The organism is Corynebacterium sp. NML180780 (assembly GCF_007786415.1).
Classification (GTDB): domain Bacteria; phylum Actinomycetota; class Actinomycetes; order Mycobacteriales; family Mycobacteriaceae; genus Corynebacterium; species Corynebacterium gottingense.
In genome coordinates this window covers 1-12,274 of sequence record NZ_VNKN01000022.1, presented here as the reverse complement: position 1 = coordinate 12,274, position 12,274 = coordinate 1, and the positions used below count along the sequence as shown (strand labels likewise).

The following is a 12,274-nucleotide window of genomic DNA, read 5'->3' as shown; positions in this document are numbered from 1 at the left end:
GGAGGGAAGAACACCATGGCTACGGATTATGATGCGCCGCGTCGCCGACTCGAGGACGACGAGATTGAGACCGACTCGCTCGAAGGCCTGAAGGCCGCAGAAGTAGCCGGCAGCAGCATGGACGACGACGGCGAGATCGTCGAGCCAGTGGAAATCCCCGCGCAGGATCTGTCCGGTGAGGAGCTCAACGTAGAGGTCAAGCCCCGGCAGGACGACGAGTTCACCTGCGCCTCCTGCTTCCTGGTGCAAAAGAAGAAGCGCCTGGCGTACACGGCCGATGACGGCTCGAAGTACTGCCTGGACTGCGAGTAAGCCTTACGCAGCCCCGTCGGCAGGGGCTTTCTCGGGGACGAACGCGGCGAGCAACGCCTCGGGGTGCTTCGAGGAGATGAGCCAGTAGGGGGTTGGGTCCTCTGGGTCGTTCAACACGATGAGCGCGTGCTCGGGGACCCAGGCGTGTGAAACGAGGTACGCCGCCGGGTCGAGCTGGCGGCCGAGCGCGTTCTGCCGCGCGGAGCGGGGGACGACCATCGCGCGATCAACCGCGTCTGCGGGCAGGTTTGCCTCGCCGACGCGGAGCCAGCACGAGCCGTCCGGGTCGCGCTCGACGGACACTGTGGTGTTGGACAGCCATGTGAGGAACCACGCGACGAGCGCGCCGATGACTACCAGCGGCACGATGAACCACCAGACGTTGCGGTTCAGCGCAAACTGGGCGGCAAGGAGTAACGTCAGGCCGATTCCGGCCGCCCACCAGTACCACGGCACCCACTGTCGTTCGCGGTAGAGCACCTCGGGCGCTGCGGCGCCGGTGGCGTGGGCAGTTGCATCGTTGGAGCGCGAGGTTTCAGACACGAATGCAACTTTAGTTCAGGGGATGGGTGAGCTGTCCAATTCGCCGCGTTGTTGTGTGCAAGCCGTACCGTAAGGTGGGGCACCATGAGCGAGAACAACGAACACACACAACTGGTTGGCGCGGGCCAACTGCCGCCGATCCCGCTGAAACGGCTGGATAAGGAGCTGCCGCTTCCCAAACGCGCGCATACCGGGGATGCCGGCGCGGACCTGTACTCCGCCGAGACAATCACCCTGGAACCGGGACAGCGCGCACTCGTGGGCACGGGCGTGGCCCTCGCCCTGCCGCTCGGCACGGTGGGGCTGATCCACCCGCGTTCCGGGCTCGCTGCGAAGCACGGCTTAAGCATTGTGAATACGCCGGGGACTGTCGACGCCCAATACCGCGGCGAGCTCAAAGTGTGTCTGGTGAACATGGACCGCTCGGAGGCATTTACCGTCGAGCGCGGGATGCGCATTGCCCAACTCGTTGTCCAGCGCGTGGAGCTGGTTGACTTTGTCGAGGTCGATGCGCTCGACGAAACGGTCCGCGGCGAGGGCGGTTACGGCTCGACCGGGACGAAATAGCGCGAACCGTTGAAGGCCCCACCACCGCGCGCGCTTGAGGCGCGGCGCGCTATGGTCAAAGGGCACGACTTTACGACGCGAAACCACCGCGAAAATTTCGCAGCAACGCCCAACCGGGCGCGAGGAGGACAGAAACTATGGCACTGTGGCCGTTTGGCAAGAAGAAGAACCGCAACAAGGCCGACAACGACGCGGCTGCCCAGCAGGTCCCCGAGCACACCGAGCACACCGAGCACACCGAGCCCGCCGACAACACCAACCACGCCGACACTGCGGACGCCGCCGCAGCACAGGCAGCGCAGGCAGAAGCAGCTGCGCCCGACGCAGCGGAGCCTGCAGAGGCGGCGGCACCCGCAGTGCAGGACGGCGGCCAGGCGGCCGGCACCGCACCGCTGACGGACTACGACCCGATCAACGGCAGCACCGGCCCCTTCGACGGCGATTCCGTCAACATCGAGGACTTTGATTTCTCTGACTTCTCCAGCGCCACGCTGAACCTGCACTCCATGCGCATCCCGTTCCCGAAAGAGGCGCAGGTGCAGGTGGAGATGGGTGAGCAGGGGCCGAAGATGGTCCACATTGTCACCCGCTACGGTCGCGTCACCCCGGTTGCCTTCGCGGCTCCGCGCAGCGGTGGTCTCTGGGACGACTCCGCCGAGGAGATTGCAGAGGGCATGCGCAACGAGGGCATGCCGGTCACCTTCGAGCAGGGGCCGTGGGGCAAAGAGATCGTTGGCCAGGGCACGAATGGTGTGATCCGCATCATCGGTGTGGAGGGTCCGCGTTGGCTCTACCGCGTCACCCTCGCCGCGCCGCAGGGCCGTGAGGACGACCTGGCAAAGCTGGGGCGCGAGATCGTAGCGCGATCCTTTGTGTATCGCGGCAACGACCCGGTCCTGGCCGGGAGCTCCCTCGATGTGATCCTGCCGAAGAAGATCGCAGAGCAGGTGCAGCAGGCGGTGCAGCAGCGTGCTCAGCAGGGCCAAAGCGCCGCTGCGGGCCAGAGTGCTCCGCAGAGTGGCAACCCGAACCTGCTTAGCGACGCGCTCAAGCAGATCATCGACCAGAACAACCAGTTCAACAAGGATAAGTAGTTTCCACGCATGGCAGACTCGGGAACCGGGGCACTTGAGGTAGGCGAGACCCTCGAAGTTTCTGTCCGCGCAATGGCGCACGGAGGGGAGGGAATCGCCGACGCGCCCGACGGACGTGTGGTATTCGTCCGCGGCGCAATCCCCGGCGACCGCGTCGAAGCCCGGCCCACCAAGGTAAAGAAGCGGTGGGCGCGCGCAGACCTCGTCGAGGTCCTGGAGCCATCCCCACAGCGCACCCGCCAGGTGTGCCAGGCTGCGGCGCACGGGGCCGGATGCTGCGACTTCGGTTTCGTGACAGCTCCCGCGCAGCGCGAGCTGAAGCGTGAGGTGCTCGTCGGCCAGCTGCGTACCCTGGCGAAGCGATCCGGGGTGCTCGACGGGTTCCAAGCCGACAGTGATCTTCAGGAAACCGCGCTCGCGCCCGACCACGGCTGGCGCACCCGCGCCCGGCTGGGCGTGGATAGCGAGGGCCGCGCCGGCCTGCGCAAGCTGCGTTCCACCGAGCTGGTAACCGAGTTCCCCTGTGCCCAGATGGTGCCCGGCCTGCTCGACGGCCTCGTCGGCCCCGGCGGTCGCCGCTTCACTCCGGGAGCCGAGGTCATCGCGGTGATCGATTCCACTGGAGCCCGGCACGTCGTGGAGACGGCAAAGGTGCAGCGCGGGCGCCGCGCGGAGACAATCGACACTGTCGTGGAGGGTACCGGGATGGTCACCGAGCGTGTCGACGGCCGCGAGTTCACCTTCCCAGCCACCGCCTTTTGGCAGGCGCACACCGCGGCACCGCAGGCGTACGCCGACATCGTTGCGCAGTGGGGCGAGGCTGCCAACGCTCCCGGTGCTGTTGGCTGGGATCTCTATGGCGGCGTCGGCATGTTCGCGCCCGCGATCAGTCGCGCGCTGGGTGGGGGCCGCGTCGAGACCGTGGACTACTCGCCGGCGGCGACCGGGACGCCGCAGCCGGGGCTTGCGGACCTGGATGTGCGGGTGCGGAATGCTCGGGTGGAGGTGAGCGTCGATAAGCTGCCCAGCCCAGCGCACGTAGTGCTCGACCCGCCGCGATCCGGCGCGGGAGCCGAGGTCGTCGGCGCGGTGGCTCAGGCCGCGCCACCACGTGTCATCCACATCGGCTGCGATCCCGCAACACTCGCGCGCGATTTGGGCACCTGGGGCGAGCACGGGTACCGCGTCGAGCGCATGATGCTTATCGACGCCTTCCCGCTCACCCACCACTTCGAAACCGTCGTCCTCCTGACGCCCCGGGCGTGAGCGCTGCAAGGATAGGGCAGCGTGGCGGCACGGTGTAACATGGCGGGGAATACCGGCGAGACGAAGGAGAGCTTGACAACAGTGGGAATGCTCGAGGGAATCACATCGCCAACCGACGTGAAAAAGCTGTCGGTGGAGGAACTTGACGCGCTCGCGGAGGAGATCCGTGAGCTGCTGATTGCTAAGGTCTCCGCCACCGGCGGGCACCTCGGGCCGAACCTCGGTGTTGTCGAGCTCACGCTGGCGCTGCACTCTGTGTTCAACTCGCCGCAGGACCCGATCATTTTTGATACCTCGCACCAGTCCTACGTGCACAAGATCCTTACCGGCCGCGCCGACAAGTTTGACACGCTGCGTAAGCGAGGCGGGCTCTCCGGATACACCGACCGTGCTGAGTCGGAGCACGACTGGACGGAATCCTCGCACGCCAGCGCGTCGCTGTCCTACGCGGACGGCCTGTCCAAGGCCAAGGAGCTCAGCGGCCACGGCGACGACAAGGTGGTCGCCGTCGTGGGTGACGGCGCGCTCACCGGCGGCATGTGCTGGGAGGCGCTGAACAACATCGCGGCGGGCAACCGCAACGTGGTCATCGTGGTCAATGACAACGGGCGGTCCTACTCGCCAACCATCGGCGGCTTTGCAAACAACCTGTCCAAACTGCGCGACCAGCTCGTCGCGCTGCGGATGCAGCCGGGCTACGACGAAGTCATGGAGTCCGGCAAGAAGACCTTGAAGTCTATGGGCTGGGTCGGGGAGCGGACGTTCGAAGCGCTCCACGCGCTCAAGGCAGGCGTGAAGTACCAGGTGCTGCCCACGGAGATGTTCCCGGACCTGGGCATGAAGTACGTCGGCCCGGTGGAAGGCCATGACCTCAAGGCGCTGCTCAGCGCGTTCCACTACGCGCAGCGCTACGATGGCCCCCTGATCGTTCACGTGGTGACGGAGAAGGGACACGGCTTTGCCCCGGCCGTGAACAACGAGGCGGATCAGATGCACTCCACCGGCGTGATTGATCCGGTGACAGGCGAGTCGCTGGCCAAGTCCGCTCCCGGCTGGACCTCCGTGTTTACCAAGGAACTGCTGCGAGCCGGCCACGAGCGCGACGACGTTGTTGCCATCACGGCGGCGATGGCGGGGCCGACCGGCCTGCAGCCGTTCGCCGAGGAGTTCCCGGATCGCTTCTTCGACGTGGGCATCGCGGAACAGCACGCGATCACCTCCGCCGCCGGTCTCGCGCTCGGTGGGATGCACCCGGTGGTGGCCGTCTATTCCACCTTCCTCAACCGCGCCTTTGACCAGCTGTTGATGGACGCCGGCCTGCTGCACCTCCCCATCACGGTGGTCCTCGACCGCGCCGGCGTGACCGGCTCGGACGGTGCGAGCCACAACGGGGTGTGGGACTTCTCGGTGGCGTCGATAGTCCCGGGCATCCGCATCGCCGCGCCGCGCGACCCGGCACGGCTGCGCGAAGAATTCCACGAAGCGCTCGGCGTTGACGACGGCCCTACCGTCGTCCGCTTCCCGAAGGGCAAGGTCGGCGCTGACATCGAGGCAAAGGAGCGCCGCGGTACGGTCGATGTGCTGCGCACCACGCTTGACCGCGACGATGACTCCGTCCTCAACGTTCTCCTCGTCGCTGTCGGCACGTTCGCGGGCCCGGCGCTCGAGGTCGCGGACGCCATCGCCGGCGACGGCATCAGCGTCACGGTCGTGGACCCGCGCTGGGTCGTTCCGGTCGCGCCGGAGCTCATCGATATGTCTGCCTCGGCGGACCTGGTGGTGGTGTACGAGGACGGGGTGATGCGCGGCGGCGTGGGTTCTGCCGTCGCGGAGGCGCTCCACGCCGCGGAGATTGATACGCCGCTGCGCCAGCTGGCATTCCCGTCCGTGTACCCCAAGCACGCGTCGCGTGATGAGGTACTGGCGGAGTACGGCCTGGATGCGGAGTCTGCGACCGAGCAGGTGCGCACCTGGGCGCTCGACCTCGCAGACCGGGAGAACTAGCCGCGCTTACTCGTCGGACTCGTCTGCTGCGGAAAGCCCCGCGGCCGCGATGATCGGCGCGACGAGCTCGCACTGCCAGGGCCGCGCGCCGAGCTCACTGAGCTCCTGCTGAGCCCGCCGCACATCCCAGGGGTGCAGCGAGTGCGACGCCTTCCACACCGCTGCGCGCAGCAGCTTCGTGGTGGCGATGGTGCTCGCCTCCATGTTCAGCGCGTCGGCGAGGTCCGCTACCTCGTCCCGGGCCTCCTCGAGCGCCCCGCTGAGCGCAGGGTACTCGCGGCGCATGGTCGACTTGGAGGGGACGTCCGTCGGCGCTGACTTCGGGCGGGTCGGCCACGTTGAGCGGTCCTGCTCGCGCGCCTCCGCCATCACATCCAGGCAGGCAGCGGCGAGGTCTTTGCGTCGACGGGGGAACCCCGGGACGGCCATGACGTCGCGGATGGTGGTCGGCTGGGCGAGTGCGATGTCGACAAGCACGCGGTTCTGCAGAATGTTGGACGGAGAGCGGTCGGAGCGCTTCGCCTGTGCCTCGCGCGCAGTCCACAGCGCCCTGGCAAGCTGCATGCTGAGCGCGCTGCTGATCCGCGAGGCTCCTTTCAGGTCGCGCCAGGAGCCCGTGCCAGTGCGGGGCGAGGACGAGGTGTCCAGGATGTACGCAAACTCTTGCTCCGCAAACTCGAGCTTGCCGGTTTGCGCGAGCTCCTCGGCGAGCCCGTCGGCCAAATCGGTGAGGTAGGCCACGTCGAGCGCCGCGTAGTCCTGCCACTCTCGGGGCAGCGGCACCTTGGACCAGTCTTCGCGCCCGTGGCCCTTCTCCAGCACCACGCCGCAGATGCGCTCGACCATGTTGGCCAGGTTGGGGCGCTGGTATCCGGCGATGCGTGCGGCAACCTCGGTGTCAAACAGGCTGCCGGCGCGCAGGCCCAGCTCGGACAGGCAGGGCAAGTCACTCGCAGCGGCGTGGAGGATCCAGGTCTCGCCGTTCAGCACAGGCGAGAGGGCGCGGGTGGCGTCGTCGCGGTGCCCCTCGGGTGCAATGAGAAACGTGCCTGCGTCCTCGCGCTGCACCTGGATAAGGAATGCTCGGTCGCCGTAGCGAAACGTCGAGGCCCGCTCGGTGTCGACGGCGAACGGCCCGCGGCCTGCCGCCAGCGCCTCGGCCGCCTCCTGGAAGCCAGCGGGCGTATCGACAAGCCTGTAATCTACCTTTTCACACACGGGGCGAACTACTTGCGTGCACCCAGCGCGGTGACGCCCTCCGGCGGCAGCCCCGCGACGTGCGCGAGCACCTTGGCAAACGCCTCGACGTGGCCCGAGAGGTCGATGCCTTCGGCGGTCCAGGAGGCGCGCATCTCCAGCTGGTAGGCGCGCGGCGGGCCGCCGATCTCGCCGAAGCGGACGGAGGCCGTGGAGGTGACGGTGCCTCCGAGGTTGGTGTAGCCCGCGCCGGCTTCGGCGAGCGACTCGTTGAGCCACTGCCACGCGACGTCCGGAAGCAGCGGGTCGGACGCGACCGCGTCGTCCATGTCGGCCTGGATGTAGGCCACGAGGCGCATGGACCCCTCCCACGCCTCCTCGGCGTCCGGGGAGTGCAGCAGGATGAGGCGGCCGAACGCGTCGCCCTCGCTGTCTGCGGGGACGGTGCCGGACTCGTCGCCGGAGCGGTCGACCTCAAGCCCGACGGCGTGGCTGTATGGCGCGGGCCGCTGGGGTGGTCGGATGGTGCCGAGGGTGACTTCCGGCCGCAGCTTCGCAGCGTGCATAGACTCCACCGCAGCAGAGAAATCTGCGGGCAGGGAGGCGGTGTCGCTGTGCGGGGCGGGTGTGCCGTCGCCCGTGTTGGAGGGGGTGTCCGAATTCATCACAGGGTTCAACGTAGCTACCGTAGCGGCCCGCGGGTGGGAGGCGCGCCGAACGCCGGGGCGCGTGCCGACGGCGCGTAGACTGTCCCTACGACTTTCGGTTGATTTGGCCCGCCCGGGCCGAAGAAAGGATACAAACCTATGGCCAAGCTTGATTTCGACGCACTGAACTCCGTTCAGCGCTACCTCCAGTTTGCGGTGTTCCGCGCCATCCCCGGTGCTCTCGGCTCCGAGCGCGAGGAGCTGACCGCGGAAGCAAAGCGCTTCTTCGCGGACCTTGAGGCGGAAGGCAAGGTCGTCGTACGCGGGATCTACGACAACACGGGCATCCGCGCCGACGCCGACTTCATGATCTGGTGGCACGCCGAGGAGTTTGAGTACCTGCAGAAGGCGCTGGCAGATTTCCGACGCACCACCGCCCTCGGCCAGCTGCTCGAGGTCTCGTGGCTGGGCAACGGCCTGCACCGCCCGGCTGAGTTCAACAAATCCCACCTGCCCAGCTTCATCATGGGCGAGGAGGCGGAGGCCTGGATCACCGTGTATCCGTTCGTGCGCTCCTACGACTGGTACATCATGGACCCGCAGGAGCGCCGCCGCATCCTGGCCAACCACGGCAAAGCCGCGCGCGACTTCGCCGATGTCCGCGCGAACACGGTTGAGGCGTTCACGCTGGGTGACTACGAGTGGATGCTCGCGTTCGAGGCGCCCAGCCTGGAGCGCATCGAGGACCTCATGCACAAGATGCGCTACACCGAGGCGCGCCTTCACGTGCGCGAGGAGATCCCGTTCCAGACGGGTCGCCGCGTCGCGGACATTGGCGAGATCATCAAGATTCTGCCCTAAGCAGAGCACGCTTGTCGACGCCCCGTTGCAGACGCCGCGGTCCACGTGGCGTCGAGAAGCGTTTTACTTGCGCTCGTCGAGCGTCATCGAGATGGAGTTGATGCAGTAGCGCAGGTCGGTGGGGGTGTCAAAGCCTTCGCCGGCGAAGACGTGGCCGAGGTGGGACTCGCAGTTGGCGCAGAGCACCTCGGTGCGGACCATGCCGTGCGAGCGGTCCTCGCGCTCGATGATCGCATCACCCGCGAGCGGGCTGAAGAACGCCGGCCAGCCGCAGTGCGCGTCGAACTTCTCGGTGGAGCGGAACAGCTCCGCGCCGCAGGCACGGCAACGGTAGACGCCCTCGGTGGTGGTGTTGGTGTACTCGCCGACGCCCGCGGGCTCGGTGCCGGCCTGGCGCAGGACGTAGAACTCCTCGGGGGAGAGTTTTGCCTTCCAATCGTCCTCAGTGAAAGCGCTGTAATCGTTGCTGTTTTCAGTCATGCTGTGCCTCCTGTGCCTCCGGTGTCTTGCCCGGCTCGTGTAGCTCCTGTGCCGGTGCTGCTGGCAGACTACGCGTTAGCACTGAGATTACCCAAGCGGCGATTGCCACGATGAAGATTGCCCAACCCGCGGTGGGCAGAAATGTGTTGAGCCACCGGCCGACCGGCCCGATGACGGTGCTGTTGAACTGGAGCGGGCTGACGCACAGAAGCAGGCCCGCCCACGGCGCGGCGATGTGGAATGGGCTGGCGCGGTGCAGCGCCGTAAACGCTGCGGGGAAGAGCATCATTGAGTAGTACGCCTGGCCGAGCGAGCTGAGCAGGCACACCCCGGCGAGGAGCACGGCGGTGGAACACGTGAGCCAGAGCCATTCGTCGCTAAAACGCCAGCGCGCAAGGCCCAGGACTGCGGCCGCGACGGCCGCGCCGAGCACGACGAAGAGGAGACCGTGCGCCCAGGCGGGCATGCCGAAGTAAACAGCGAAGCCCGCGAGCGAAGAGTTTGCGTAGTCGCGCGTGATGCCCAGGTACGGCACGAGCTTGGTCAGATAGTCGTCGGCGCCTGGAGTGAGCGGCCAGGCCACCACATTCAGGAGGGCTGGCACCGCGATTCCTGCGGCCACGGCCCCGAAACGCAGCTGCATGAGCGGCAGCACGAGAAGGGGGGCGAACATAGGCTTGATCAGGATGGCCAGGCCGAGGACGACCCCAGCGACGAGGAAGCGGTGGGCGCGGTAGCTGGCCAGGAATGCGGTGAGCACCAACAGGAGGATGCCGTTGATGTTGGAAAAGACCAGCGTGTTGGTCACCGACTCCGTCGCAAACGCCGCCGCGAGCGCGACGGGGAACACGGGTCCGGTGAGCCGGCCACCCGCAAGACGGGCGCACCAGGCGAGCGCACCGATGATCGCGAGCGCGTTAGCCAGAATGAACCAGGGGCGCACGGTGTCTGGCGAGTCCGCCAATCCGAGCGGGGAGAGCAGGAGCGTCGCACCAGGGTTGTACAGGTAATGCGGGTCCACGTAGTGGTAGATCTCGTTGTAGACCGGGACCCGCTGGATGAAGCGGTGTGTCGCCGCCCACACGGTGGTGAAGTCGTCGGTGGGTGAGCCCTCGCGGGCGAGCACGACAAGCCGGTGCACGATGAGCAGGATGGCCAGCGGCCACGCGGCGGCCGTTACAGCGCGGGCGGAGGGGGAGTGAAGGTCCCCGGTGCTGCTGCGCGGCGCGGCGGCTGCGGGTGGGCGCGCCGCGGGCGAGGTCCACAGCGCGTTGATCCGCTGCTGCCAGCTGGGGGAGGGGCGAAGCGTGGTAGTCACGCGATTTACCGTACCGAACCGGGTGCGCGTTTCCGGTATCGCCGGTGCGGCTATTGGTCTGCGCGACGGTAGCGGCAAAACATGACGGAATCGTCGCTCGTGTGCACGTCTTCCAGGGCGAGACGCGCGTTGTAGTTGCCGCCGGCGCCGAAGAGCGTGGTTTCGACGTTGCCGTGGACGAGCGGGTCGATGGTGAGGTGGAGGACGTCGCCGAGACCGGCCGCGAGGAGGGTTCCGTACAGCCCCGGTCCGCCCTCGCAGGTGATGCGGTTGAATCCGTGGGTGTGGAGGGCGTCGATGATGGCGTGTGCGGAGCCGTCACCGGTGGAGATGAGCTGCGCGTTGGCGTCGAGAAGCTTCTGGCGAGCGCTGGCGAGGCCTGGATCGTCGAGGGAGGCTTGCGGCGCGAGGAAGACCGGCGGCACTTCGGTGTCTGTGAACAGCTGCGAGGATGGGTCAAAGTCGAAGGATTTTGTGAGCACCGCGATAGGTGGGACGGGGGCTTGGCCGCGGGCGACTCGCTTGTCCCGCTCGGACTCGCTGCACTTGACGCCGGAGTAGGTTTCGGCGCGGGCGGTGCCGGCACCGACGAGGACGACGTCGGACCAGGCGCGGACCGTGGTGAGGAGGGCCGCATCGATGTCGTTACCGAGCGATTCGGAGGTGCCTTCGACGGCGGCGGCGCCGGACAGCGACATGACTGCGATCAGCCGCAGCTCGCGCTCGGCAGGTGGGAGCGTGGGGCCCAGCAGGTCGGCGGTGGTGAACGGTGTCTGCTTCATACATGCCAGCATAAAGAAGCAGGGGCACATGCAAAAACACCGCCGGGGAAGAACCCGACGGTGTTGCGTGGAGCGGATGACGAGACTCGAACTCGCGACCCTCACCTTGGCAAGGTGATGCGCTACCAACTGCGCTACATCCGCGGGGCAAGCGTGGGCTTGCCACAAGTCTTCTTGCGAAGACTCTGTGCGCGATACTGGGATCGAACCAGTGACCCCTACCGTGTCGAGGTAGTGCTCTACCGCTGAGCTAATCGCGCGGGCTGTTTCCAGCTTGGAGGTGGATACGGGAATCGAACCCGTGTACACGGTTTTGCAGACCGTTGCCTAACCACTCGACCAATCCACCGTGGAGCTTCCTCCAAAGTACCCGTATGTACTTGGAGCGGATGACGAGACTCGAACTCGCGACCCTCACCTTGGCAAGGTGATGCGCTACCAACTGCGCTACATCCGCGCGGCAAACATGAGCTTGCCCCGAGTCTTGCAGTGAAGACTCTGTGCGCGATACTGGGATCGAACCAGTGACCCCTACCGTGTCGAGGTAGTGCTCTACCGCTGAGCTAATCGCGCTCATCCCTTACGGGATTGGAGCGGATGACGAGACTCGAACTCGCGACCCTCACCTTGGCAAGGTGATGCGCTACCAACTGCGCTACATCCGCACGCACCTTAGTGGCTGTCAACATCGTGACCAACACTGCGTGGTGCGAGATAAAACATTAACCGGTTGGCAATCATAGTCCAAATCGTGAGGTCACGCCCCGATTTCCGATGACGCCGAGTCGATCTCTGAGTTACATCGTTGTCGTTTGGCGTTCCCGCCCCTTCGCTTATCGACGCCACCGCTATCCCCGTACTTCCGTGAGGGCCATAGGTGTGCCGAAGAGTGTCGTGTCCTGCGGATTCGTGGAATCGCGGGGTGGCGTTGTAAAGTATGAATTCGTTCGGTCCTATGGCTCAGTGGAAGAGCGTTCCGTTCACACCGGAAAGGTCGCTGGTTCGATCCCAGCTAGGACCACGAGACAAACCGCCAGGTAACTGGCGGTTTTTCCATTTTTTATACGTGGTACTGCGGGTTAAGCGACAAAATGTGTGCTTTTCTCGGCGTGTCGACTTAAGCGACAAAATGTGTGCTTTTTTGGGGGTGGGATGGGTGGTTTTTGGGTGTGTTGTGCTGGGGTTATGTTCGTCCTGCCCAGC

12 protein-coding genes and 7 tRNA genes are annotated in these 12,274 nt (G+C 66.2%); 7 read left to right on the top strand and 12 right to left on the bottom strand.

Going from position 1 to position 12,274, the window contains the following annotated elements; all coding sequences use genetic code 11:
• Positions 1-15: 15 nt before the first annotated feature.
• Positions 16-312: a DUF4193 domain-containing protein gene (locus FPP74_RS11875; RefSeq protein ID WP_095278964.1), complete on the top strand. Its 297-nt coding sequence runs from the start codon at positions 16-18 to the stop codon at positions 310-312.
• Between the two features lie 3 nt (positions 313-315).
• Here FPP74_RS11875 and FPP74_RS11870 read toward each other — a convergent pair whose 3' ends face one another.
• Positions 316-855 carry a DUF3093 domain-containing protein gene (locus FPP74_RS11870; RefSeq protein WP_095547115.1) on the bottom strand — a complete coding sequence of 180 codons (540 nt, stop codon included), beginning with the start codon at positions 853-855 and terminating at the stop codon, positions 316-318.
• A gap of 84 nt (positions 856-939) precedes the next feature.
• Between FPP74_RS11870 and dut the strand changes: the two genes are divergently transcribed.
• From dut to dxs, 4 genes are all read left to right on the top strand, one after another.
• Positions 940-1,422, top strand: coding sequence for a dUTP diphosphatase (gene dut / locus FPP74_RS11865; RefSeq protein WP_144718777.1), 483 nt, complete (start codon positions 940-942; stop codon positions 1,420-1,422).
• A 137-nt stretch (positions 1,423-1,559) separates the two neighbouring features.
• Entirely contained in the window at positions 1,560-2,516 is a 957-nt protein-coding gene (locus FPP74_RS11860) for a DUF3710 domain-containing protein (RefSeq protein ID WP_095547113.1), read from the top strand.
• Between the two features lie 9 nt (positions 2,517-2,525).
• Entirely contained in the window at positions 2,526-3,782 is a 1,257-nt protein-coding gene (locus FPP74_RS11855; RefSeq protein WP_144718774.1) for a class I SAM-dependent RNA methyltransferase, read from the top strand.
• Positions 3,783-3,863: 81 nt separating this feature from the next.
• Positions 3,864-5,786: a 1-deoxy-D-xylulose-5-phosphate synthase gene (dxs, locus tag FPP74_RS11850; RefSeq protein WP_095545813.1), complete on the top strand. Its 1,923-nt coding sequence runs from the start codon at positions 3,864-3,866 to the stop codon at positions 5,784-5,786.
• Between the two features lie 6 nt (positions 5,787-5,792).
• Here dxs and FPP74_RS11845 read toward each other — a convergent pair whose 3' ends face one another.
• Both FPP74_RS11845 and FPP74_RS11840 read right to left on the bottom strand, forming a co-directional pair.
• Complete coding sequence (locus FPP74_RS11845; protein ID WP_144718771.1) at positions 5,793-7,004, bottom strand: HRDC domain-containing protein; 1,212 nt, start codon at positions 7,002-7,004, stop codon at positions 5,793-5,795.
• 8 nt (positions 7,005-7,012) lie between these two features.
• Positions 7,013-7,648: a DUF3000 domain-containing protein gene (locus FPP74_RS11840; protein WP_122085729.1), complete on the bottom strand. Its 636-nt coding sequence runs from the start codon at positions 7,646-7,648 to the stop codon at positions 7,013-7,015.
• A gap of 141 nt (positions 7,649-7,789) precedes the next feature.
• Between FPP74_RS11840 and hemQ the strand changes: the two genes are divergently transcribed.
• Entirely contained in the window at positions 7,790-8,491 is a 702-nt protein-coding gene (hemQ, locus tag FPP74_RS11835) for a hydrogen peroxide-dependent heme synthase (RefSeq protein WP_095278957.1), read from the top strand.
• 63 nt (positions 8,492-8,554) lie between these two features.
• On the opposite strand, the gene msrB is transcribed toward hemQ, so the two are convergent.
• From msrB to FPP74_RS11790, 9 genes are all read right to left on the bottom strand, one after another.
• On the bottom strand, positions 8,555-8,971 hold the full coding sequence (gene msrB / locus FPP74_RS11830; RefSeq protein WP_122085727.1) for a peptide-methionine (R)-S-oxide reductase MsrB: 417 nt from the start codon (positions 8,969-8,971) through the stop codon (positions 8,555-8,557).
• The gene (locus tag FPP74_RS11825; protein WP_244213371.1) at positions 8,964-10,289 is read right to left on the bottom strand and encodes a glycosyltransferase family 87 protein; all 1,326 of its coding nucleotides are present in this window, start codon (positions 10,287-10,289) and stop codon (positions 8,964-8,966) included. The genes msrB and FPP74_RS11825 overlap by 8 nt, the downstream gene beginning before the upstream one ends.
• Before the next feature lie 50 nt (positions 10,290-10,339).
• On the bottom strand, positions 10,340-11,071 hold the full coding sequence (locus FPP74_RS11820; protein WP_158522250.1) for a pyrimidine reductase family protein: 732 nt from the start codon (positions 11,069-11,071) through the stop codon (positions 10,340-10,342).
• Positions 11,072-11,139: 68 nt separating this feature from the next.
• A tRNA-Gly gene (locus tag FPP74_RS11815) sits at positions 11,140-11,215 on the bottom strand.
• A gap of 44 nt (positions 11,216-11,259) precedes the next feature.
• Positions 11,260-11,331: transfer RNA gene (locus FPP74_RS11810), tRNA-Val, on the bottom strand.
• 15 nt (positions 11,332-11,346) lie between these two features.
• Positions 11,347-11,420: transfer RNA gene (locus FPP74_RS11805), tRNA-Cys, on the bottom strand.
• A 32-nt stretch (positions 11,421-11,452) separates the two neighbouring features.
• Positions 11,453-11,528 (bottom strand) — tRNA-Gly (locus FPP74_RS11800).
• A 44-nt stretch (positions 11,529-11,572) separates the two neighbouring features.
• Positions 11,573-11,644: transfer RNA gene (locus FPP74_RS11795), tRNA-Val, on the bottom strand.
• A 16-nt stretch (positions 11,645-11,660) separates the two neighbouring features.
• Positions 11,661-11,736, bottom strand: a tRNA-Gly gene (locus FPP74_RS11790).
• A gap of 284 nt (positions 11,737-12,020) precedes the next feature.
• Here FPP74_RS11790 and FPP74_RS11785 point away from each other — a divergent pair.
• A tRNA-Val gene (locus FPP74_RS11785) sits at positions 12,021-12,092 on the top strand.
• Positions 12,093-12,274: the final 182 nt, after the last annotated feature.